This window comes from Thalassobacillus sp. CUG 92003, assembly GCF_013618635.1.
Lineage (GTDB): Bacteria > Bacillota > Bacilli > Bacillales > Halobacillaceae > CUG-92003.
On record NZ_JABLSJ010000007.1, the window covers coordinates 14468 to 38566 of the forward strand.

The 24099-nt window shown below is 44.3% G+C and carries 24 protein-coding genes; 10 read left to right on the plus strand and 14 right to left on the minus strand.

All coding sequences use genetic code 11. The features are described 5' to 3' along the window. The first annotated feature begins 132 nt into the window (after positions 1-132). Positions 133-1722: a phosphoenolpyruvate carboxykinase (ATP) gene (gene pckA, locus HOP45_RS11785; RefSeq protein WP_181349494.1), complete on the plus strand. Its 1590-nt coding sequence runs from the start codon at positions 133-135 to the stop codon at positions 1720-1722. Positions 1723-1790: 68 nt separating this feature from the next. Here pckA and ytkD read toward each other — a convergent pair whose 3' ends face one another. Next, on the minus strand, positions 1791-2279 hold the full coding sequence (gene ytkD / locus HOP45_RS11790) for an RNA deprotection pyrophosphohydrolase (protein WP_181349495.1): 489 nt from the start codon (positions 2277-2279) through the stop codon (positions 1791-1793). Between the two features lie 305 nt (positions 2280-2584). Between ytkD and HOP45_RS11795 the strand changes: the two genes are divergently transcribed. Next, a complete protein-coding gene (locus HOP45_RS11795; protein ID WP_181349496.1) occupies positions 2585-3415 on the plus strand; it encodes a DUF6612 family protein in 831 nt (276 codons plus the stop codon). Positions 3416-3458: 43 nt separating this feature from the next. Here HOP45_RS11795 and HOP45_RS11800 read toward each other — a convergent pair whose 3' ends face one another. Next, positions 3459-3779 carry a hydrolase gene (locus tag HOP45_RS11800; protein ID WP_181349497.1) on the minus strand — a complete coding sequence of 107 codons (321 nt, stop codon included), beginning with the start codon at positions 3777-3779 and terminating at the stop codon, positions 3459-3461. 154 nt (positions 3780-3933) lie between these two features. Here HOP45_RS11800 and HOP45_RS11805 point away from each other — a divergent pair, with 154 nt between their 5' ends. Further along, complete coding sequence (locus HOP45_RS11805; protein ID WP_181349498.1) at positions 3934-4236, plus strand: hypothetical protein; 303 nt, start codon at positions 3934-3936, stop codon at positions 4234-4236. A gap of 159 nt (positions 4237-4395) precedes the next feature. Here the strand turns inward: HOP45_RS11805 and HOP45_RS11810 are convergent, their stop codons facing one another. The 7 genes from HOP45_RS11810 to HOP45_RS11840 form a co-directional block, all read right to left on the minus strand. Further along, a complete protein-coding gene (locus HOP45_RS11810) occupies positions 4396-5151 on the minus strand; it encodes a hypothetical protein (protein ID WP_181349499.1) in 756 nt (251 codons plus the stop codon). Between the two features lie 102 nt (positions 5152-5253). After that, complete coding sequence (menC, locus tag HOP45_RS11815; RefSeq protein WP_181349500.1) at positions 5254-6360, minus strand: o-succinylbenzoate synthase; 1107 nt, start codon at positions 6358-6360, stop codon at positions 5254-5256. After that, positions 6361-7839, minus strand: a complete 1479-nt coding sequence (locus tag HOP45_RS11820) for an o-succinylbenzoate--CoA ligase (protein WP_181349501.1) — start codon at positions 7837-7839, stop codon at positions 6361-6363. A 95-nt stretch (positions 7840-7934) separates the two neighbouring features. Further along, positions 7935-8753, minus strand: a complete 819-nt coding sequence (gene menB / locus HOP45_RS11825; RefSeq protein ID WP_181349502.1) for a 1,4-dihydroxy-2-naphthoyl-CoA synthase — start codon at positions 8751-8753, stop codon at positions 7935-7937. A gap of 38 nt (positions 8754-8791) precedes the next feature. Further along, a complete protein-coding gene (gene menH, locus HOP45_RS11830) occupies positions 8792-9586 on the minus strand; it encodes a 2-succinyl-6-hydroxy-2,4-cyclohexadiene-1-carboxylate synthase (protein WP_181349503.1) in 795 nt (264 codons plus the stop codon). Further along, positions 9587-11335 (minus strand): 2-succinyl-5-enolpyruvyl-6-hydroxy-3-cyclohexene-1-carboxylic-acid synthase, encoded by a 1749-nt coding sequence (gene menD / locus HOP45_RS11835; RefSeq protein WP_181349504.1) that lies wholly within the window; start codon positions 11333-11335, stop codon positions 9587-9589. Further along, a complete protein-coding gene (locus tag HOP45_RS11840; RefSeq protein ID WP_181349505.1) occupies positions 11335-12723 on the minus strand; it encodes an isochorismate synthase in 1389 nt (462 codons plus the stop codon). The genes menD and HOP45_RS11840 overlap by 1 nt, the downstream gene beginning before the upstream one ends. A 267-nt stretch (positions 12724-12990) precedes the next feature. Here HOP45_RS11840 and HOP45_RS11845 point away from each other — a divergent pair, with 267 nt between their 5' ends. The 3 genes from HOP45_RS11845 to HOP45_RS11855 all read left to right on the plus strand — a co-directional run bounded on the left by HOP45_RS11845 (position 12991) and on the right by HOP45_RS11855 (position 15416). Further along, positions 12991-13935 (plus strand): 1,4-dihydroxy-2-naphthoate polyprenyltransferase, encoded by a 945-nt coding sequence (locus tag HOP45_RS11845; RefSeq protein ID WP_181349506.1) that lies wholly within the window; start codon positions 12991-12993, stop codon positions 13933-13935. 713 nt (positions 13936-14648) lie between these two features. Further along, on the plus strand, positions 14649-15035 hold the full coding sequence (locus HOP45_RS11850) for a hotdog fold thioesterase (RefSeq protein ID WP_370458014.1): 387 nt from the start codon (positions 14649-14651) through the stop codon (positions 15033-15035). A gap of 21 nt (positions 15036-15056) precedes the next feature. Further along, positions 15057-15416, plus strand: coding sequence for a TraR/DksA C4-type zinc finger protein (locus HOP45_RS11855; protein WP_181349507.1), 360 nt, complete (start codon positions 15057-15059; stop codon positions 15414-15416). A gap of 515 nt (positions 15417-15931) precedes the next feature. On the opposite strand, the gene HOP45_RS11860 is transcribed toward HOP45_RS11855, so the two are convergent. Continuing rightward, positions 15932-16987 carry a M20/M25/M40 family metallo-hydrolase gene (locus HOP45_RS11860; RefSeq protein ID WP_181349508.1) on the minus strand — a complete coding sequence of 352 codons (1056 nt, stop codon included), beginning with the start codon at positions 16985-16987 and terminating at the stop codon, positions 15932-15934. Positions 16988-17159: 172 nt separating this feature from the next. On the opposite strand from HOP45_RS11860, the gene HOP45_RS11865 reads away from it, so the two are divergent. Both HOP45_RS11865 and HOP45_RS11870 read left to right on the plus strand, forming a co-directional pair. Continuing rightward, complete coding sequence (locus HOP45_RS11865; protein ID WP_181349509.1) at positions 17160-17717, plus strand: thioredoxin family protein; 558 nt, start codon at positions 17160-17162, stop codon at positions 17715-17717. A gap of 185 nt (positions 17718-17902) precedes the next feature. After that, on the plus strand, positions 17903-18898 hold the full coding sequence (locus HOP45_RS11870) for a potassium channel family protein (protein ID WP_181349510.1): 996 nt from the start codon (positions 17903-17905) through the stop codon (positions 18896-18898). Here HOP45_RS11870 and HOP45_RS11875 read toward each other — a convergent pair. Next, positions 18881-19300, minus strand: a complete 420-nt coding sequence (locus HOP45_RS11875; protein WP_181349511.1) for a YugN-like family protein — start codon at positions 19298-19300, stop codon at positions 18881-18883. The genes HOP45_RS11870 and HOP45_RS11875 overlap by 18 nt on opposite strands. Positions 19301-19414: 114 nt before the next feature. Continuing rightward, the gene (locus HOP45_RS11880) at positions 19415-20764 is read right to left on the minus strand and encodes a glucose-6-phosphate isomerase (protein ID WP_181349512.1); all 1350 of its coding nucleotides are present in this window, start codon (positions 20762-20764) and stop codon (positions 19415-19417) included. 238 nt (positions 20765-21002) lie between these two features. Between HOP45_RS11880 and HOP45_RS11885 the strand changes: the two genes are divergently transcribed. Next, positions 21003-21239, plus strand: coding sequence for a DUF378 domain-containing protein (locus tag HOP45_RS11885; RefSeq protein WP_181349513.1), 237 nt, complete (start codon positions 21003-21005; stop codon positions 21237-21239). Between the two features lie 56 nt (positions 21240-21295). Here the strand turns inward: HOP45_RS11885 and yugI are convergent, their stop codons facing one another. Beyond that, positions 21296-21676, minus strand: a complete 381-nt coding sequence (gene yugI, locus HOP45_RS11890) for a S1 domain-containing post-transcriptional regulator GSP13 (RefSeq protein ID WP_181349514.1) — start codon at positions 21674-21676, stop codon at positions 21296-21298. A gap of 335 nt (positions 21677-22011) precedes the next feature. Between yugI and HOP45_RS11895 the strand changes: the two genes are divergently transcribed. Then, positions 22012-23196, plus strand: a complete 1185-nt coding sequence (locus tag HOP45_RS11895) for a MalY/PatB family protein (RefSeq protein WP_181349515.1) — start codon at positions 22012-22014, stop codon at positions 23194-23196. Between the two features lie 223 nt (positions 23197-23419). Here the strand turns inward: HOP45_RS11895 and HOP45_RS11900 are convergent, their stop codons facing one another. Next, positions 23420-24001 (minus strand): superoxide dismutase family protein, encoded by a 582-nt coding sequence (locus HOP45_RS11900; RefSeq protein ID WP_181349516.1) that lies wholly within the window; start codon positions 23999-24001, stop codon positions 23420-23422. Positions 24002-24099 lie beyond the last annotated feature (98 nt).

Sequence of the window (24099 nt, forward strand, 5' to 3'; positions counted from 1 at the left end):
GGACCACAATGAAAATTAATAATCAACCCTAAAATAGTATGGACTAATAACATTAATGTGTTATACTAATAATCATAATTTGTCACATATATCCGTGCCTGACGGTAAAAATTTCGCAAAGGCGGGTTAGAAATGAGCACAATCAATCAAATGTCGCAATTAAAAACAATGTTAAGGCAAGATAATGTTTATCACGACCTTTCCGTTCCCCAACTGGTCGAAAACATATTACAACGAAACGAAGCTGATTTAACGTCCAGTGGTGCTGTCAGGGCAACTACCGGGACCTATACCGGGCGCTCGCCACAAGATAAATTCATTGTACGTGATCAAGAATCAGATTCCGTTGTGAATTGGGGACCCACCAACCAGGCCATCGATGAAGAGACATTCATCAATCTTTATCACAAAGTCCTTCATCATATGGGGCAAAACCAACAGTTATTTGTCTTTAATGGATTTGCTGGTGCCGACCATGACCATCGTTTGCCCATCCAGGTCGTAACTGAATTTGCCTGGCACAATTTATTTGCCCGCCAACTCTTCATTCGCCCTGATACGGATGAACTTAAAGAGCATGAACCTGAATTCAACGTTGTATCGGCTCCAACCTTCAAAGCGGACCCCTCAAAAGATGGCACGCATTCCGAAGCGTTTGTGATGATATCATTTAAACATCGAACCGTCCTGATTGGGGGAACCGAATACGCTGGCGAAATAAAAAAGTCCATTTTTTCCGTCATGAATTTCTTGCTTCCAACTAAAAATGTGCTTCCCATGCACTGTTCCGCAAATGTGGGTTCGAAACATGATGTAGCTTTGTTTTTCGGCCTTTCAGGGACAGGTAAAACAACCTTGTCAGCTGATGAGCACCGCCGGTTAATCGGTGATGATGAACATGCTTGGTCCGACCATGGCGTGTTTAATATTGAAGGCGGATGCTACGCCAAATGCATCAATTTGTCACAAGAGAAGGAGCCGCAAATTTACAACGCCATCCGTTTCGGTTCCGTATTAGAGAACGTCAACCTTACAGAAGGCACACGCGAACCAGATTTTGACGACACGTCCTTAACAGAAAATACGAGAGCTGCTTATCCTATTCAAAATATCGATCATATTATTCAGCCTAGCATAGCGGGCCACCCCAATACGATCATTTTCCTAACTGCTGATGCCACGGGTGTCTTGCCTCCCATCAGTAAGCTGACCAAAGAACAGGCTATGTATCATTTTCTCAGCGGCTACACAAGTAAATTGGCTGGAACCGAACGAGGGGTAACGTCTCCACAAGCAACGTTTTCAGCCTGTTTCGGAGCGCCTTTCCTCCCGCTTCCACCAGCAACCTATGCAGAAATGCTAGGCGAGAAAATTGATCAGTATGACAGTCAGGTTTATCTTGTCAATACAGGTTGGACAGGTGGTCCGTATGGTGAAGGAAAACGCATGAAGCTCTCATATACAAGAGCGATGGTTCAAGCGGCACTCGAAGGAGCCTTTGATCATGTGGAAACACATCAAGATCCTTTCTTCGGGCTGCACATTCCTCTCCAGTGCCCAGGCGTGCCTGACGAGGTTTTAATTCCAAGACAGACTTGGGAGGATCGTGTAGCTTACGATCAGAGTGCTTCTCAACTGGCGATGAAGTTTCATGAGAACTTTAAGCAATTTCGCCACGCAGGTGAAAATATCGCCCAAGCAGGTCCCTGCTACAAAGGGTAAATGAATCTTGTTTCCTCATCTCCTCATATATAGATAAGGGGTACCGCATCTGCGGTACCCCTTTTTTATTATGATTGTGATGTTCCATTTAAATTCATTACATCGATTTGCCTCAAACTGAACGGCAATACTCCATCCTTCATCATAAAGCTATATCGCCTGTCTTTTTTAATATTTGAAGGTAAGGCATCCAACAACATTGGACCGTTCGTTTCAAAGTAATGTTGACGGGCATACAGAGTAGAAGCACGAGCGAAATAGATGTTCTTAATAATCGTGCCTCCCCGACCTTCTACAAAGTATTGGCCTATGTAAGTCAATTCAGAAACTTCTCCCCCCGTCTCCTCCATCACTTCACGTACAGCTGCCTCATCAGGTGTTTCCCCATCCTCCACTTTACCTCCTGGGAATTCGAGGCCACGATCTTTATGCTTCGTTAACAACCATTGTTTTCCGAAGCGGCAAATGACCCAAACGTGTTTCGGGTACTCAGAAAAAGGATGGGAATCAAATGATAACTTCACTTGGTTATGATAATAATCGTAGAATGTTTTCATTGTCTTCAACTGCCTTCTGCACTAAGCTCTAATAACGACTTTGATATGAAACCCCCATAAACTTCAGGTATTCCAGATAGAATGGCGCTCCTAAAATCGCACGTCTTTTTGATGGTACCATAGAGGTCGTGGAATACAAAGCTCGATTTTACGTAGAATCCTTTTGAAACAGAGGTGCATCTACACGTATTATACCTTTCCATTAATTTTGCTAAACTTGAAAAAAGTTGACAAAATGTGAAACTTCGCTCACTACAGAACCGTATAAACAGTCAGTTTACACTATTTTTGGGGAGGGGAGTTTTATGAAACGTAGAGTGTGGGGGATAGCCTGCGTGCTTATGGCGGTGTTCGTATTGACGGCTTGCTCAGCCAGTGAACAGGCCAAACTTCAAGACATCTATTCACAGGCCAATGAAGCCAGCAAAGAGCTTGACAGTTTAGCAGTAGATATGACGATGGAACAACAAATGGATTTAACCGGGATCACCGGTGCCGATGGGAAGGAAAATTTGCCCGGTATGAATGGCATGAACATGGAAAGCGAAATCCAGGCAGAGATGATCACAGACCCATTGGCTCTCCATCAAACAATGACCATGATGGGGCAAGAAGTCGAAATGTACTATAAAGAGGATGAGATGTATATCTCCCAGCCTGGAACAAACGGCTGGATGAAGGCTCCTAAAGAAATGATGAAACAAATCAATCAGATGACCAACGTCCAGCAAACACCTGCTGAGCAACTAGATCTACTTAAAGATTATGTCGATGACTTTACGATGGAAGAAGACGACGACCATTATACGCTGTCTTTCAGCTCAAAAGGGGATAATGTTAAACAACTAATTGAGGAAACAATGAAACAAGCGCTGCCAGAAGACCAATGGGACGATCAAATGATGGACGCTGTAACTGTGGAACAACTTAGCTACACGTTTAAGATTGCTAAAGATACACATTACCCAGAGTCATTTGATATGGCAATGGAATTTACAGTAGATGAGAATGGAGAAACATCCACCATCAGTCAAAAAGTCAACGGTGATTATAGCAAATTTAATGAAATCGGCGACATTGAAATACCTCAAGAAGTCAGTGAAAATGCAACGGAGATGCCTAACCTCCAGCAATAAGGTGATAATTGAAAAAAGGGTGGCCTGAGCGGTCACCCTTTTTTCAATCCTCCAAATCCTCTAATACGTCCATGCTGCGAATATTCTCGCGCGTCATGTCATCTCCATATTCATACAATTTCTGAAATACCGTGTTCATTCCTTCATCAAATTCATCATTATCTGCATCTTGATGATAAGGTTTAAATGGAGTATGGGACCGAAAAAAGCTCCGCATATCCGCGTTATATACTTCATCAAATACTTCCCTTAACAACACAATCTCTTCATCATTGGCATAGATGATAAAGTCGTCATTATTCGCATCATGATTCACAGAGATTTCCCTCGTGCCTATATTGACGAAATATTTTTTCTTCTCCATAATGACCCCTCCTGATGATATATCAACAATGTCTTATCTAGTATGAATCCAATGGAGAGAATTTATCCTGCTGATCCTCATAGACGGTAAGAAAAATCGTAATGAGCAGAGCGATTTTGGCTCATACTAAAAAAAAGTTTGGAGTTGATATACCATGGCAAAGAAAAAACAGCGTTATACTGATTTCTCGAACGCTGAAACACAGCAGAATTTTTTAGCCTCTGAAGAATTTCCTGAAGGGCCATTTGGTGCTGCAAAAGGCAAGGATGTTCCCGTGGAAAATAAAGATACCGATTGGAAAGAAGGCCAACAGTTCTATAGCAGTTTCACTTATGAAAATCGTAATTTGCATCAGGACTTGCCCAGACAGCACCCCGGCGCCCACCCGACCCATGACGATAAGGATCGAGAAAGCGAACCTCCTTATACAGACGCTCCCAACAGAGATAACAGTTAGAGCAAAGCGTCCGAGGGGCTGCCAGGCGGAACCGATCATGATGGCTGCTAGCGCCCAAACACCGTGGCGAATCGCCCAAGTTTGAGCTATAATCGCCCATACTTTCCACAAAACCGCCCATAAGGGCTTCGGCCGGACGCTCAGTTACTCCCCGCATCACTATCCCTGATTCAGATGCGGGCAAACTTTACAATAGCCGCTTTCTTCATTCAATCGGTAAGTTAAGCAGCAACACTTCCGCTCCCTTTTTCCATTGCGAAGCGTCGGCTGAAACTGAAAATAATAAAAAGGATGGCTCTCCGTACCAAAAACCTCCGCAGGAAGTTCATTTAAAATAAAGTGAAAATCATCTTTTATTAATGCAAGCTGGTCCGGCTCAAACCATTTATCCGCTTCCTGTTCATAAAACCAAAAGAGATAAATGACGAAGTTTTCCCAAAGTACATTCATGGAAATACGTGTCACCTGATTCAACGATTGAAAAAATGGTAATACATTACATTTCATGAGCTGTTCCATATTGGTTTTCACCCACTGGTGACGATCCGTACCTGGTACGCTCACCTGTTTATCCTTTAATTGCAGCTTGGGAAACCATTTTTTATCTTCATCTATCCTGATGAATGTGAGGTTCTCAGGGGTGGTATCAGGAAACTTATTGAAGCCCGACATTAAGGCCATAGGTCCGGTCACCATATAGTATCCATAACGTTTTGCCAACAAGGATGCCGTCGTTAAATAAAATTCAGATTCCATGAACTCATGAATCCGGTCGAGTAATGGCTTTAAGTCTTCCACGTTTTGCAGCTCCCCACCATCTACAACCTCCATCGAACGCTTGTGATCATAATCCCGTGTATAGTATCTAAAGTTGTCATCAAGAAATTTTTCTTCTTGTTCTGTCAATTGGTTCATATTGTCACCTCTCGTAGAAGCTCAACATTCTTATCATTACGCCCATGGTCAAGTGTATGGGGGAAAAATGGTGGTGTCAAAACACAGAAATGGAGCAAGGCATTATGCTTCAACTTTATATATATGGGATCTTACTGTACATGCATGCACATAATCTTCATCAACTTCAAAACCGATGCCCGGACCGTCAGGCACGCTAACCTGGCCTGACTCGACTGTTATGGGCGGCTCTACTAAATCCTTGTCAAAAAAATGGGAAGATGACGTAAGATCGGCCGGAATAGTGAAATTATTCAATGATGCTAAAGCGATATGATGCGCTTTTGATATTCCTGTTTCGACCATTCCTCCACTCCAAACCGGCACCGCATGCTGATCACATAAGTCATGAATTTGCTTGGCTTGTGTCAGACCACCAACGCGCCCTATCTTAATATTTATGATCCGGCAGGCTTCCAACATGATGGCCTGATACGCATCATGTACACCCATAATTGATTCATCTAAACATATGGGCGTCTTCATCTCGGTTTGCAATTGCCGATGATCTATAAAGTCTCCAGCTGGGAACGGCTGCTCGATCATCATGAGATTTAAGTTATCCAGTGAGACTACTGTGTCAAAATCAATGTGGCTGTACATCCCATTGGCATCGATCATGACCGGTAACGAAGGATCAACCTCCCGTATAGATTGGAGTTGCTCATGCTCCTTCCCTTTAGTCACCTTTACCTTAAATTTTTGATACCCTTGTTCTTTCAGTTTGGGTGCAAGCGTTTGAATGTCGTCTGATAAACTTAATGCCACCCCTGCTTGTACCACTTCGCGTGTACCACCAAGCACAGAACTAAGTGATTCCTCCTTTTGCTTAGCGAACAGATCCCATAATGCACCTTCTAACCCTGCTTTAGCCATCTGATGACCGTGGTAGCCGCTTAAGGCTTCGCACACATCAGATGGATGGCTGATCTTCTCGAAATCCACAACCGGCAGAAAAACATCTGTTAAGATATGCCAGGCTGTCTGTATGGTTTCAGCTGTATAAAACGGTGTGGTGAAAGGGTGCACTTCTCCGAACCCAGCGACTCCATCATAATCAATGGCTTTCACAATGATTACCTCGCGATGGGTAAGAGTGCCTTGATGGGTCTCGAATGGTCGAGCAAGGGGCAACGTTACATGAAAAAGGTTTAGTGAGCTAATATCCATTCACGTCTCTCCTTTTGGAATGATCTCGAGCAGTTTGCGCCTCAGTAATTTCCTAGCAGCATTCCGTGGCAGCTCCTCTACAAAATAAATGTGAGCGGGTACTTTATAACGTGCGAGTTGTGTTTGGCACATACGTTTGACTTCCTCTGCAGTCAGCATCTGCTTTTTATGTGTCACGACAAATGCAACTGGAACCGCACCCCACTTAGAATCTTCCATTCCGGTTACGCCGGCATCGATGATACCTTCTACCCCAAGAAGAACATTTTCAATTTCAGCTGGGTAGATGTTTTCTCCTCCTGATATAATCAGATCCTTGCGACGGTCCACAACGTACAGGAACCCTTCCTCATCCAGGTAGCCGACATCCCCGCTAGATAAGTAACCATTTTGAAATAACTCTTCCGTTGCCTCCGGTCGTTTGTAGTACCCTTTTGTGACCATCGGGCCCTTGAGTCTGATTACATCTATTTCGTACGGCTCAGCACCTTTGCCAATTTGCAGCTGGGCTGTGCTTAACGCTTTCCCGGCAGACCCTAACTTCTCTAGCGCATCCTTCGGGCTGAGCGTCACAATCTGTGACGAAGTCTCGGTCATACCATAAGTTTGAAAGACCGGAATCTTCTTTTGTTTGGCTTGTTCGAGTAGTGTATAAGGAGCGGGTCCGCCCCCGAGCAGCATACAACGAAATGTATGGGGGTACTCACGCTCTTCCATGTTATCCATCAACCGATTTAGCATAGGCGTAACAACCGACACGATGCTCACACCATGTTGATAAATCGCCCTATTCACCACGTGCTCATCAAATTGGTTCAATAAATATACAGGCATGCCGTAGATTAGACTCTTAATCAATACAGAGAAACCACCCACGTGAAAAATAGGCAGCGCCAATAACCATTTATCCTCCTGGTGCAACCCTAAATTCAATGCTGAAGCGACAGCACTGAACCAATGGTTGCCATACGTATGCATAACGCCTTTAGGCTTTCCTGTTGTACCTGAGGTGTACATGATGGTAGCAAGCTGATCAAGTTCAATTTCCTCTAAAAAAGATTCGTCTCGATCTGGCAGGGTTCGAAAGCTGTCCATCCCCAAAACAAGCACAGATTGAGAAGTAGCAGCACCTGTGCCTGTTTGCAACAAGTCTTCTTGACAGACGAGCAATTTTACATCGGCATCATCGATCTGAAACGCCAGTTCAGATTGCGAGAGTCGTGCGTTCAATAACACGGCAACGGCTCCAATATAGGATAAGGCATGAATCAGATAAACCATTCGTTCGTCATTGCCAGATAGGACGGCAACGTGGTCATAACGCTCAATCCCTTGTGCCTTCAACCATTTAGCCCATTGTCTGCTGTTATCCCGCAGTTCGTTGAACGTTAACGAAGAACCATCAGGCCGTTCAAGCGCTTGTTCATTTGGAGCTAGCTCTGCTTGTTTATCTAACCAATGTGGAATCACGTGTGTCATATTTTTCCTCCTGGCTTTGTTAAACATGAATGAAGCATCAGGCCACGCCTTTATGGCACGGATCTGATGCTTCGGTAACGTCCCTATCCAGTTTATTAAGGGAAGCGAGGGAACTGGTCAAAGTCGGGCTTTCGTTTTTCTTTGAAAGCATCGCGCCCTTCCTTCGCTTCTTCTGTCGTATAGTACAACAACGTAGCATCGCCACCCATTTGCTGAAGACCGGCAAGTCCATCTGTATCAGCATTGAAGGAAGCTTTGAGGAATCTTAGAGCTGTCGGTGATTTCTCCAACATTTCCTGACACCATTGAACGGTTTCCGCCTCTAATTGCTCAAGCGGCACGACCGTGTTGACAAGTCCCATATCTTCGGCCTCTTTCGCACTATATTTACGGCACAAATACCAGATTTCCCGTGCTTTTTTATGCCCGACGATCCGAGCAAGCAGTCCTGCTCCGTAGCCAGCATCAAAACTGCCAACCTTCGGACCAGTCTGGCCGAATATTGCATTATCTGCTGCAATGGTCAAGTCACAAACAATATGTAAAACATGACCGCCGCCGATCGCATAACCGGAAACTTCGGCAACGACAGGCTTAGGAATCACACGGATCAGACGTTGCAGATCGAGGACGTTCAAGCGCGGTACCTCATCATCGCCTACATAACCTCCATGACCGCGGACACTTTGGTCTCCACCGGCACAAAAAGCATCATCGCCAGCGCCAGCCAGGACAATTACGCCGATCTTTGAATCATCACGCGCATAGGTGAACGCATCAATCAACTCATTGACTGTTTTAGGACGAAACGAATTTCGAACTTCGGGTCGGTTGATGGTCACTTTCGCGATGCCATCGTACGTTTGGTATAAAATATCTTCGTACTCGCGTTCGTTTATCCATTCGATTGTCATAAATAACACCACTCCTTTATAACACTTTCACTACATTGTTATTGTATCACGAAGTCACTTACAATTTTAGCAAAAATATCTGGTTTCTCAACATGTACCGCATGACCTGCGCTTGGAACGACCTCTAAATATGCATGGCGAAATCGTTCTTCCATGGCTTGTCCGATCCCTAGAAACTTTTGATCCTGTTCACCTGCTATCAAGAGGAAAGGGTGAGATAGTTCATTCAAGCTCTCCCACCAGGAAGGCTGTCTTCCTGTCCCCATTCCTCTTAAGGAAAAAGCTAAACCTTCAGCATCTTGCCATAGCCTTTCCTGGCGAATTTTCGCTTGTTTCGCCCGAGGCATTGCTTTTTGGGTATCGAACAAGGGGAGGTTTTCCCAGAAATCAACGAACTTTCCAATGCCTTCACTTTCTAGCATGGCGGCGATACGCTCATCTTTCTGCTGACGTTCCTCGCGCTCTTGAAGCGTATTGAGCCCAGGTGAAGCACTTTCTAATACTATACCTTTAACTTTTTCAGGATAGAGCAGCGCGTAGGATAACGCAGTACGACCACCCAGCGAGTAGCCTAATAAATAAAACGAGTCAAGGTGCAGATGCTGAAATAGCTGCATAAGTTCTTGACAGCACTCCTCCATCGTCAACGGCGACTCCCTCTCCACCTTCGTGCAGCCGTGTCCGGGGAGGTCGACCATAATGGTTTTAATGCCGGGCCAGCTTAACCCCTCCCACGTGCGGTGACTGCCTGTGAAACCATGTAGTAAAACCAAGGGTTGGCCGGTGCCCGCAACTTCCACCCAGTAATGCGTCTGGTTAACCGTGACATACATTTACACATCACGCTCCAGAAGCTCCGATATAGCATGTTTCACGTCTTCCCATTTCGCTTTATGATGGGGAACATGCTCGTCGCGCTGGGTGCGGATTTCGATCACATTAACGCCTTTATTCTGATAAGAGTTACGCAAATATTCGGTATACTGGTCTTTAGTTCGAGCCCATCTATAGCTCGCTCCGTATCCCTCGATTATAGGTTTAAAATCGAGACCTAACGGAGTTCCAAACAGCTTCTCATAATGATCAGGATGGCGAGCTTGAGGCAAATAGGAAAAGATGCCGCCCCCATCATTATTGATCAACACGACCGTTAATGAAAGGTATTCATGCTTGGCTGTCAGCAAACCATTCAAGTCATGAAATAATGATACATCGCCAATCAACAATGTAACATGTTTGCCGGAAACTGAAGCTCCAAGTGCTGTCGAAACGACTCCATCTATTCCATTTCCCCCTCGATTAGCTAATAACTCTATATCTTTAGGGGTAGTCACAAAAAAACTGTCGACTTCCCTTATCGGCATACTGTTACCTACGAACAAGATTGATTGATCAGGTAACAATTCTGATAAATCAGCAACTGCCTGGGCTTCGTTCAACGCTTCATCTTCAGGATGACGCAGCATACATTCTTTCGCCGCCAGATTCATCTCCTGCCATAGGTTCAACCAATCCGAGTCAATGGTCCTGCGTTGCACCGAATTGGCGAGCTCATAGCAAAAGCGCACAGGATCGGCATAAATGAATTGGGTTGGCACACCGGCAGGCTCTCTCACGCCCTCTTCAGGTTCAACAACAAAGTGCTCCGCTTCTTCAATAAGTTCCAGCCATTGCAAATATGATTTAGATACAGGCATCGCCCCAAAACGAATGATAAATTCAGGGGATAATTGCTGTTTGGCATGAGAGGATTTCAAAATCGCATCGTATTGATCGATGACATTCTCTTTATCGTGGCTGCCTGTACGCAATTGTGATAACGGGTCAGCAAGAACCGGCACCCCTAATGCGTCAGAGAGCTGAATGACGGCCTCGCGTAATGCAACGTCCATCTGCGGCCCACACACGATGACACCCCGTTCAGCTTGGAGCAACCGATTCTTGATTTGCCCTAAGTGTTCCTCAACTAATTGACGTTTTCCTGTCATCTGTACAGGCGGAATCGTGTACGTACTCCCCTGCCAGTCGGGCAGTGAAAAATCAGGAACAAGCGGCTCTCGAAAAGGAAAATTCAGCTGCACAGGACCTGCGTTACCGGAAGCGCTCGTACGCACAGCACGCGCTGCAATGTTTTTAGCATAATGCAGCATGCGTTCCGTTCCTTCCGGCAGTGCCATCTCATGGAACCATTTCGTAAAGCTATGATACATATCAATCTGTTCGATGGCTTGAGGTGCCCCGACATCGCGCAGTTCATGAGGTCGGTCTGCCGTTAATACGATAAGAGGGTGTCTGCTATAAGCGGCTTCCACAATAGCGGGATAATAATTGGCCGCCGCGGTTCCCGACGTACAGATGAGCACGACAGGCGCCCGCTGCTCTTTCGCTATGCCTAATGCAAAAAAACCGGCTGAGCGTTCATCGAGAATAACCCACTCCTTCAGACCAGAATGTTCTGCACATGTCATGGCAAGTGGTGTGGAGCGTGACCCCGGGCTGATAACCACATCAGTCACACCAGATTGATACAGTTGATCAACAAATGCGCCGACATATCGTGTCATTGACTCTGTGTGGTCCATCATACCCCTCCAAGCACCGTCAACATAGGCGTTAATTTAATTGCTGTTTCCTCGTATTCTGCTTCCGGTTCAGATTCTCCTAACACCCCGCAGCCCGCAAATAACGAAGCTTCATCTTTCTGAACGAGTGCGGATCGAATCGCCACAGCGAATTCACCATTATGATCGCTGTCAAACCATCCGATAGGACCTGCATACCAGCCTCGCTCCATCACTTCATGCTGCTGAATATAATCCAGTGCTTTGTTGCGGGGCAATCCACCGACTGCAGGCGTCGGATGTAATCGTTCGACAACATCCAACAACGTATGGCCGGGCTGCAAAGTAGCTGTAACCGGGGTATAGAGATGTTGAAGATTCTCAAGCGGATAAAGGACAGGCTCTTCCGGAATTGTAATATTCTCACAGCAAGCCTCTACCGCTCCTCTTATCATTTGAACGACATATTCATGTTCATTTCGGTTTTTCGGGTCCTGAAGCAATTCACGACCGATACGCCCGTCTTCTTCCTCAGTCTCTCCACGAGGAGCTGTACTAGCGAGACAAGTTGAGACGAGTCGTTGCTGCTCCACTTTTACAAGACGTTCCGGTGTCGCCCCGACAAAATAGTCTTCCTGACTCTCTATGGCAAATATATAACTGTTATTTTGCGTATGCGCAAGATCTTTTAAAACGGAGGCCAACTGGACAGGTGCCTTAAAATGAACACGGACTTCCCGTGCAAGGACGACTTTCTCCAAAGTACTTCGGTTAATATCATCCGCAGCCTGTTTAACCGATTCCTTCCAGCCTTCAGGGTCCACCTCATGAAGATGCGTCCGTTCCGGCGGTGCCCATTCTGCATTTCCTTTCCCCAACAACTGGGTCTTTTGCCGCTTCAGTTCGTTCATCAGTTCGGCAGTATCATCTTCAGGAAAAACGAGGACACTTGTCGTGAAGTAATAGTCATCCCCTTTTTTTGTAAACAGATAAGCAGGAATGTTCATTTGACTGGCATGAAACGCATCCCATAAATCAGAAGGCTGGTTATCTTTATAAAAGCTGAAGCCGCCCATCGCCACAATACCTGTCCCTTTCTCCTGGTAAGGATCATAGATGATAGCTTCCTCTTTCAATTGGTTCCATTGTGTTTCGATGTCCGTATATCGATTGTTTTGAGTCGCCATTATCTTACGGGCAGAACCGGCTCCTACTAAAACAAAGTCCTCATCAGCACTATGCCAAAATACCCGATCCCCGATATCGGCTGCATGATCTATTACAGCATAAGGGTTAAACGTATTGATCTTTTCAACAAAGCTGATGAGCTTGGGTTGGTTGGTTGCTGTTGCATTATTTAAAGCCTCGTCCAGTAATTCCTCTAGACGTGACGTTTTCGTACGAAGCATGACTTTCCCTCCCCCTGCGTACGCAATGCTATATAAATAAAATTCCGAATGAAGCGTTGGTGAAAACTTACATCAAGTTGATTCAAGCTCCACCTTGGCAGAGCATTGCATTCCACTATCTATTTTATTCTCTTTTGGCTAAGGACTCAAGAAATCATTACTATAGTGCGACATATTTTTACAGTCGTTGACACGCTTGGTGTGTTTCCATAGAATTAACATGATATAATCATAACGTCAGAATCAGATTTTTTGAGGAGGGTCACCATGAACTCGGCACACGACCAAAACCTAAAAGCATCATTAAATGAACGCAGTGGGTTTCAAGTATGGTGGCGCTTGTTGAGACCACATACGATTACGGCTGCGTTTGTACCCGTCTTTGTAGGCACTATGGTTGCCGCCCTGGACGGCTCAATCAATTTTTGGTTATTTTCAGCCATGCTCGCTGCATCCATATTAATTCAGGTCGGCACAAACATGTTTAACGAATATTACGACTATATACGTGGACTGGACAATGAAACCTCTGTCGGTATTGGAGGAGCGATTGTACGGGATGGAGTGAGACCACGGACTGTCCTTGTGCTTGCGTTAACTTTTTTTGTCATCGCTATTCTACTTGGTATATATATTTGTGCTTCATCAAGCTGGTGGATTGCTCTCATTGGTACGGTTTCAATGCTATGCGGTTATCTGTACACCGGAGGCCCATACCCACTCGCTTATACGCCTTTCGGAGAATTTGCCGCGGGATTATTTATGGGGACGATCATCATCGCCATCAGTTACTACATTCAAACCCTGGAGATCACTACAGACATCATCCTTATCTCACTACCTGTCGCCTTGTTCGTTGGAGCGATATTACTGGCTAATAACATACGCGATCGTGAAGGGGATAAAACGAATGGACGAAAGACCCTCGCCATCCTTTTTGGACATAAGGGTGCCGTCACATTTCTAAAGAGTATGTTTAGTGTTGCGTATGTTGCCACCGTCATCTTCATTTTCGTAGGGATGCTGCCTCTCTGGTCATTCATTACGTTAATCAGTGGCTTCAAAGCTCGGGAAGCCGTACAGGGGTTCAAGCATAAATCTTCCCCACTTGAAATGATGCCTGCTATGAAAGCCACAGCCCAAACGAATACATTTTACGGACTGCTTCTAGGTCTTTCCTTATTACTAGAACTCAATTTCCCGATAAGTTGAGAACAAAGGCCCAAAGCGCCCCGGGAGCTCCGACATGCTTTAGCAAACCACCAGGAGGAAGGTGGTCTTTCCTTCCGCCGGATGGGTTGCTTATGTCGCGAGGAGCTGGGCGCTGGAGCCGGACGTGGCTTATGAAGTATGTGTGATTCACAGGTCCCGAATTTTATAGTTTCCTAAGCAATCAAAAAGAATAACACAACACCATTCTCAGGCTGTCGAGAAAGACTCGGCAGCCTGAGTTTTTCATTTTTCAACGTGGTCATTTGATTTTTTGTTTCAGAGAAAACTTGTGCCCGAGAACCATTTACTGCGAATAATAGTCCAATATATAGATCACTCCCTTACCCCCGAAAAATAAGGTTCCTACTATTCTGAAGCCCGCCAAACATGAAAAAGATTGTCCTCCCTCTTGCAGGGGTGAGCTAGGCGAAAGAGAGTCTTTTTCTGACTTAAAGAACCTCCAAGAAGCGAAGCCCCTTCACTCCTGCGGAAGAACGCGTGAGCCGAGATCGCCGAGTGTGGTTTCGCAAGGGAGCTCGGGCGCTCGTCCGCGGAAAGGGAAGGGGCCATCGCTCCTGGCGGCAAGAAAAAAGCTTGCGGAAAAACAGGGATTTCTCCACAAGCTGAGAATGGCACAACGCCATTTTTTTCATCCTCCTTTATGTTTCAGTTATAATGAGCAGGGAAATAAAATTGTGAGAGGAATGAATGAGATGGATTTGAACAATACGTTAATGAGCGCGCTAGGGATGGAATTAGAGACTTATCAAAAAGATTGTGTGATCATAACCATGCCTGTCGATGAGCGTACACACCAACCGATGGGATTCCTTCACGGCGGAGCTAGCGTCGCATTGGCTGAAACCGCCGCCAGCTTCGGTGCTTATTTGAATATTGACCCGGACAAGCAACAAGTGTTTGGAATTGAAATAAATGCTAACCATATACGAAGTAAACGGGAAGGTACTGTCAAAGGAGAAGCTAGACCTATACACATCGGTCGTAACACGATGGTATGGGAAATTAACATCACCGATGAGAACGAGCAGTTGATTTCTGTTTCAAGGTGTACCATCGGAGTCGTTCCTAAGACGAAATGATAAAGAAAGGGGCTTTAAGATATGCTGACTAATCAAGATATTCAACAATTCAAAGATCAATTGCTAGAGATGAAGCACGAAACACAAGAAGAACTTGATCAATATCGCGAAAAGAAAGCCAACACCCATGATCCTAACGATGAAACTGGTGAACTTTCCAGCGTTACGGATCATAAAGGGAATTTAGGAACTGAACAGTTTGAACAAGAAAAAGAACTGACATTCTTTGAGCAGGCACGCGAACGCATGATGGAAATCGAGGATGCACTTGACCGAATTGAAAAAGGAACATTTGGGTTAAGTGAAAAATCCGGTAAACCAATTCCGAAAGAACGTCTTGAAGTTGCGCCTACCGCTCGCTTTCGCGTAGATGAAAGTTAAGCCTGGTTTTAATGAAGACTGGCTCTGTTGAATTTCAGTGTTGATAGCCCCTTATAGGGAAGACTAGAACGTTTAGTCCGTTATGGTAGAAAGTCTTAGGTTGGCTGGGTAACAACTCGCTTTCCTGCGGGGAACCGCCGAGCCTCCTCGTTCGCTACGCTCTCTGTGGGGTCTCGCCGAGCTCCTTTTCCCGCGGGAGTCTCGTCGTTACCCAGCCAACCTATCTTTATTTTAGTGAACGGACCTTCTATAAGAGGAAAAGATTCACAATAGCTCAAGCGCTTCTGGAGAAACCATAGTAGTACGTGGAAATCGATTCTTTCCCCGAAGCCCCAAACGCTCATAGTAACCAAGTCTTCCTGTTAGATGGGCATATATTGTGTAACGCTATTTTCAGTCAACAGCAACATTTAACAGCGCCAAAATTAAAATAAGCCGTCCAATTTCAACACGAATCGGACGGCTTATTTTTTTGAGTATGCGTAACAGGATTATACGTCTATCTTATCTAACGTTTAATCTAATGGATTCAAGCTTTCTTCACCTGTCATATTGGCAATCATGCTGACGAGCAATTCAATCTCCTCGTCGATATCTTGAATACTCGCTGTTTCAACTGGGGAATGCATGTACCTGAGCCCGAGCGAAACAAGACTGATCGGCACGCCTTTTCCCGTCAAACGCATGCGATCGGCATCCGTTCCGGTCATCCGGGAGGTCAATTCATACTGCACGTTCATGTCCAGTGTCTTGGCCGTCTTTTCAAGCATTTGATTGATTTTCAGGTTGATCGGTGCACCTTTAGCAAGCACCGGTCCTTTTTCAAGTCTGATATCCCCGTGCTTATTTTTATTAACGCCTGGATAATCCGTAGCAAATGTCACGTCGCACGCAAGCGCCATGTCCGGTTCAATCCCGGCCGCTGCAAAATAGGCGCCACCCATATTTGTTTCTTCATTTACGGTACTTGCAGCGTACACACCTACATTCAATTTGTGTTTGGACAATTTCCGTAGTACTTCACCTACAATAAACTGACCGGTACGATTATCGAGTCCGCGCCCCGAGATATAACGATCCATAAGCACTTCTGGCTCTCTTTTATAAACAGCCAAATCTCCTATTTGTACTAAGCTTTCCATTTCAGCTTGCGACTTTGCTCCGCAATCAATAAACAAATCTTCCAGACCAAAGTCATCTTTCAACCCTCCATGGTGCTGAGCATTAACTCCGATCACGCCTGTCACGGTTTTGGCATAACCCATCACATCAACTTTCATTCCGACAGCTGCTTTCGGATTGATGCCTCCCATTTTGTCAAAGTGTAGATATCCCTGTTCATCAATACGATTGATGACGAGTGCAATTTCATCACAGTGGCCAGCCAACAAGATTTTAAAATCAGCCTTCGGGTTCAATACAGCAATAGCATTCCCAGCATTATCCGTTCTCATGTCATCCGCGAACGGCTCTACTTCCTTGATCCATCGCTTTTGAATACCCATCTCCATGCTGGAGGGGGACGGGGTTTGCAGTAATTCCATTAAGAATTCCAGACGATTCGTTTCCATATGTATGACCTCCCTTATATGCCTATCATACCAAAAAAAGTGGAGACTTTTTCAAACCCAACTCATATTTCCCTGGATGATACAATTCAGTGCAAAATTTTTATGACAATATGCTTAATCCATCGCTGTTTCGGGAATCACCTCTAGTATGTGACATTTAGGAGGTTTAAGTATGAAGCTTGAAGACTATTTTATTAAAGGATTGACTCCACAAGAATACATTGATTCGATGGAGACCCACCAACAGGATTTAGTCTATATATACGAGCATTTCCAACTCCCCTCAGAGGATCAACCATTTTTTGAGCGACTGCAACAACGGAATTTGCGCGTAATCGTGTTAACAGAAGATTGGTGCGGGGATGCTATGCTCAATATTCCGATTCTGCTGAGACTTGCTGAAACCGGCCATATGAATGTTCATATGCTGCTTAGAGATGAAAATGAAGATTTGATGGATCAGTATTTAACGAACGGGACATCCCGATCCATTCCTAAGTTCATTTTTCTTGATGTCGATGGAAATGAAATTACCAACTGGGGACCTCGTGCGCCTGAACCCCAGGCTTTCATCGATGACGCTATGTCGAAGCTCCCTTCGGATGACGATGATAATTTTAAAGAAAAACGAAACGAGATGCTGCAATTCATCACAAAGGCTTTCCGTGATAATCAGGATTTCTGGTATAACGTTTACGACGATCTAAAACAGACACTTCAACCTAAGTAACAGGAAGAAGGACAACAAGTTCTAGTACAAAAACGCTTTGATCACGATCAAAGCGTTTTTGTTATACACATTCTACCTTCCCTCGTTAGGCACACCTTATCTGGCTGTATCAAGGATTTTTGCTGGAGACTTTTTAAAGGCGCACCCTTTGGACATACTGGTAAAAAAAGGAGTCCATTAAACAGATGCAGCTATTCCTACGTTATTATTTTCATCTTCCTATATTTCTCAGGCTTTTGCTTACTGTCATCCTTTTCATGATCACATTCGGAATCATCATCCATATACTGGAACCAGTCAATTTCCCAACCCTATTCGACGGGATATGGTGGGCCTTCGTCACGGGTGCCACTGTAGGATATGGGGATTACGTTCCTTTGAGCACCACGGGAAAAATTGTCGCCATTATGCTAATTTTAGCTGGAGGAGGTTTGGTCACCTTTTACATGGCGACGATTTCAGCAAGCACTTTAACGCACGAGCAAGACCTTTCCAAAGGTAAGGTAGAGTTCAAGGGCAAAGACCATATTATTCTGGTAGGCTGGAATGAACGAACGCGACAGCTTATCCAAATTATTCGTGAACACTTTCCATCTGACCAAATTGTGTTGGTCGATCATACCATGGACAAACTTGATTACCGGCACTCGCATGTCCATTTCATAAAAGGGGATATCACAGAAGATAAAGTGATGGATAAAGCAAATGTCAAACTTGCTCGCAGTGCGATGGTGACCGCAGACCCCTCACGGAAAGAAAAGCAATCGGATCAATTTATTATTCACAGTATCGTCGCTCTAATCGGATACAACGCAAATTTGACGATTATAGCAGAAATCTTGACCGAAAATCAGCGCATCAACGCATTGCGCGCTGGGGCTAAAACCGTACTGCGTTCAAATGATTTCATGAGCAGTCTTTTCTATCATGAATTATATCGTAGTGAACCGGCTCAACCTTTTCAGTTGCTCCTGGACATCCTGACAGAACGTAAATTTCTTGAAGAACAGCTGCCGAAAGAACTTAAGGGAAAACCCGTTACAGACGGACTGCATTTATATTTGGAAGAAAATCGCCAACTCATCGGCTATAAACGGGATGGGAAGCTTCATATGGATCTGACCCCCCAACAATTTTTTCAAAGCAACGACACGTTGATTTTTTTATCCCCGCTTCGCTAACAAAACCTGTTCCGCTTTTTGCAAAGCGTCCTGACCGATGGGGATATATTCTTCCGGAAAGGAAGCATCTTTGTCTACAGGTTCTGAGAATTGATTAAAAGCCGCTTTAAGATTGCCGCTTTTCACATTATCGTCTAATCCAGGTTGGTATTTATGGGATAAAAGAAACGGCTCCCCCATTTCAACAAGGGAAGGTCCTTCACGGTCATCTAAGAACCCTTCGCGAACGGAGAAAGGGAGGCGAAGCGTTTGATATCCTACATGATCAGCGAGCTGATAGTCCAAATAGCCGTGGTCATAATCCCAGTTGCTTGCTAAGATGAACCCTAATGGAGCAAGCTGTTGCTCTATTTCATTAAATGAGAAAGTCTCACCTGTTAATTGCGATTCTAATGGAATCATAATTTTTCCTCCTTTTTCTCGTTAGCTTTTGCAGGAAGAGATAAAATTATGAAATCCCTGCGGCAAAAAAACGGCGGGTTCACCTCGTCACGAGGAGAACACCGCCACCACATATTATGATAATCGATTTTCGAGTTCAGCTTTTTCAGCTTCAAAACCTGGTTTACCTAATAACGCAAACATGTTCTTCTTATAAGCCTCCACGCCAGGCTGATCAAATGGATTGACGCCTAATAAATAGCCGCTGATTGCGCAGGCTTTTTCAAAGAAATAGACCAAATACCCAAATGTATAGGCATCTCGTTTCGGCATGTTGATGATCAAATTCGGAACGTCTCCATCGGTATGGGCAAGCAATGTGCCTTCAAATGCCTTGTGATTGACTTCATCAACAGTTTTACCAGCAAGGTAATTGAGTCCATCCATGTCCTGTTCATTCGCTTCAATCGTTATATCTGAACTTGGCTCTTTTACTTTGAGAACCGTTTCAAATAATTGTTTTCGTCCATCTTGTACATATTGTCCTAAGGAATGAAGATCCGTGGAAAAATTCGCTGAAGCAGGAAAAATACCTTTTTCATCCTTTCCTTCACTCTCCCCGAACAATTGCTTCCACCATTCACCAAAGTATTGTAATGAAGGTTCATAATTGATGATCATTTCGATTGATTTCCCTTTATTGTAAAGCACATTACGGACAGCAGCATATTGATAGGCTGGGTTTTCACTTAAATGCGGCGTAGCCAAGTCGGTTTGTGCAGCATGAGCGCCGTTCATCATCGCATCAATGTCAATTCCGCTCGCAGCTATAGGCAACAACCCGACTGCCGTCAAAACTGAATAACGTCCACCTACATCATTCGGCACGACGAACGATTCGTATCCCTCTTCAGTGGCTAACGTTTTGAGAGCTCCCTTTTGTTGATCAGTGGTAGCATAAATACGTTCGTTGGCTTCTTCACGTCCATATTTTTCTTCCATGAAGTTTTTCAGGAGACGGAACGCAATCGCCGGCTCTGTTGTCGTACCGCTTTTGGAGATGACGTTGACGGAAACGTCTTTGTTTTCAAGCACATCAAATAATTCATTCAAATAGGGGGCGCTCAAGCTGTTTCCCACAAAAAACACTTGCGGGCCTTCCCGCTTGTCTGATGTTAATTCGTTGTGGAAGCTATGGTTGAGCATATCAACCGCTGCCCGTGCACCTAAGTACGATCCGCCTATGCCGATCACAAGCAGAACATCCGAGTCTGATTTGATTTTTTCAGCGGCACGTTTGATCCGTTCAAATTCCTCTTGGTCATAGTTTGTGGGCAGGTCCACCCAGCCTAAAAATTCAGCTCCTGCTCCCTTTTTTTCGTGCAGGCTCCGGTGTGCAAGCTGAACCATTTCGTCCATATATTCCAATTCGTGTTCATCCATAAAGTTCAATGCTTTCTGATAATCAAAGCTAACATGTGTCAAAATGGTTCCCTCCATTTTTTTATATAATATCAATCATTTTCACCATATCGGAACGCTGAAAACAATTCAAGCAATCATTCCCTCTGAACCGTGAAATCTGAGATCAACATGATTTTACTCTCCAAACCATAAATTAAGTCACTTCGAATGCTCGACGCGACAAAAAATATCCATGTATAAAATTTTTTAAGCTAGCTCATGCTATCAATGAATCAAACGTTAATAGGAGGCATGCAAAATGAATACGATTCAAAAAATCGCATTGATCTTAGTTATTATTGGAGCTATTAACTGGGGATTAATTGGGTTGTTCCAATATGACCTAGTCGCTGGACTATTTGGCGGCGGAGAACAAAGTGGCGCGTTTGCACGTGTCATTTATACACTGGTAGGTATCAGTGGTTTAGTCGCGATCTCACTGTTCATGTCCGAAGAAGAAATGGCTGACCAGAGAGTCGAAGAACCAACCAAGTAACAAAATTGAGGCAAGGCTTTTAACATAAAGCCTTGCCTCAAACTATTTTACAGGCACTATTTACGATACTTGTCGCGGTCGTCGGATTGTTTAAGCCAATCTTCAAGCTTATCTTTTAGTGAATTAAAGCCAGCTGTAGAATCTTCTTGTTGCGGTGCTTGCTTTTGAGGACGACGTTGCTGCTTCTTCGGTTCTTCCTGTGTAGCGCGTATGGAGAGGGAGTACTTGTTCTTATTTTCATCAATATTCAAGATTTTGACCGTTACCTCATCACCTTCAGATAAATGCTCATTGATATCCTTTACGAAGCCATGAGTCACCTCTGAAATGTGAACTAATCCCTGTACCTTATCATCTAAGGCTACGAATGCCCCGTACGGCTGAATTCCAGTTACTTTACCATCTAACACTTGACCTTCTTGAAACTTCTCTGACATGCTATACAACTCCTGATATAAATTATATTCGCTTCTTTTCACGCAATTATTAATTTTATCATAAAATGATACGCTTATCAAAAATCTTATTATTCGAGTTTCTTAATTTGACCGAAATAAAAAAGTCGGATTATTTATTTTTTTCTGAAATTTTTGGTTTAACTTCACCACCAAGCGGATATACATAATAACGTAAGACTTTCTCGTATTCCCCCTGTGTGAGCAAGGCGGTTTTCCGCTTTGCTTTTTTTTATTGTTGAACAGTTTGTTTTTCTTTTGAAACCAACTTCAGTAATATAGAATGTAGCATGATTCAAAAGCAGGAGGGAAAATGGATGCGTAACTTTCGTGAAGTAACTGATCGAACCGGCACCCGGTCCGTGAAATGGGATATGACCGAGCAACTTTTTAAAGATAAAGAAGTCCTGCCTATGTGGGTAGCAGATATGGACTTCAAAGCGCCTGAACCGGTATTGAACGCACTATCCGAGCGCGTCGATCACGGAATCTTCGGCTACACTATGACGGATGAAAAAATCGGTGATGTCATCCAACACTGGCTGGCCAAGCGTCATGGTTGGAACATCGAAAAAGACTGGCTGAGTTATAGTCCTGGTGTCATTCCAAGCATTCACATGATTATTCAATCTTTAACTGAACCTGAGGATTCCATCATGATTCAAACGCCGGTATATCCTCCGTTTTACAGTGTGATCAAAGCGCACGACCGTCATCTGGTCAGTAACCCATTAAGCTTTGAAAACGGACACTATGCTATTGATTTTGAGGATTTTGAAGCGAAAATAAAGCAGAACAACGTTAAAATGTTCATTTTGTGCAATCCGCATAATCCAGTCGGAAGAGTATGGAAAGAACATGAACTCAAACAGATGGGTGACATTTGCCTGAGACACAACGTACAGATTGTGTCAGATGAGATTCATGCCGATCTTATCTTCCCAGGTCATGCCCATGTCCCCATCGCGAAATTGTCTGAAGACCTGAATCAAGCAACCATTACGACTTTATCTCCGACTAAAACATTTAATCTTGCCGGTCTCCAGGCTTCTTATCTTGTGATTGCCAATGAAGAGACACGCAAAACAATTAAAGATCAATTCAACCAACAAGGTTTATACATGTTGAATACGTTAGGCATCACAGCCTTAGAAGCCGCTTATCAGGACGGAGAAGAATGGTTGGAAAAGTTAATTGAAACGTTGGACGAGCATAAGTCTTACGTTATCAAGCGTTTGCATCAAGAAACTTCCCATATACGAGTCGTGGAGCCCGAAGGAACGTACTTACTTTGGCTTGATTGCCGCAGTCTGAACCTTTCGCAAAACGAGCTGAGACGCTTTATGCGGGAAGATGCAAAAGTCGGGTTGAATGACGGCACGTCCTTTGGAGATGAAGGAGAAGGATTTATGCGTTTGAATATCGCAGCTCCTTTTGCCACCTTGGAAGAAGGACTCGATCGCATTATCACAGCCATCAATACCACCTATTCTTCACAATAAAAAAGCTTTCCCTAATTGGTAAACAGCCCTCGTGATGAGGCTGGCACAATACTGAATAAAACACAAAAATGCCGAGCTGAAGGTTCGGCATTTTTGTGTTTTTGGGGGACCATAGCATGACCGCTAAAGGAAGACATTACGCTTCCTCCAGGATCTCCGCTCGTATATGTCCCTGGCTCATTTTTGAACTTAGTGTCCCTATCCCTTCTAAATACAAATAAGTCTAAGATTGTTCTTCTTCTTTCTTTTCAGGTTCCGTAGGATCAGTCGCCTTATCTTTTTCTTGCTGCAATTGAATGACTCCACAAGCTATCCGATCACCGGAATCACCAGCAGGCTGGGACATGCCATCATCGGCATCCTGATTTATGATAATAGATGTACCCTCATCTTTGAGGAGTGACTTTTGGCCATCCTTCAATGTCGCCTCAGTTAATAACAGTTCAGCATTGATGAGTCCGTCATAGCCCGCTTCTACATTGGGCAAATCACCCAAATGTGGCCCGTCAGTAATTAATAGGCCATGCTCTTTTCCAGTGGGGTTCAAATGGTTCCCGGCACTCTTGAAATCCGGACCTTCGCATTTCGGATACTCATGAATATGAACGGCATGAAATCCCGTATCCATACCTTCTGCACTCAATGCTATTTCAACACCCCCTGATGCTTCTTTAAACGTGGCTGTACCAATCATATCGCCGTCCGGGTTATACATGCCGACATCCAGAGGGGAACGACTTGGCGATTGGCACCCTGATAACACAATGATGCATACTATAACGACTTTATATTTCAATAATCTCATATCACGACTTCCTTTAGCCTTGTAATGAAATTAGTTTCACCATAAGAATCGTTAATTATTACGCGCCATCCGAAAAAGGATAGGTAAATATCGAAGTT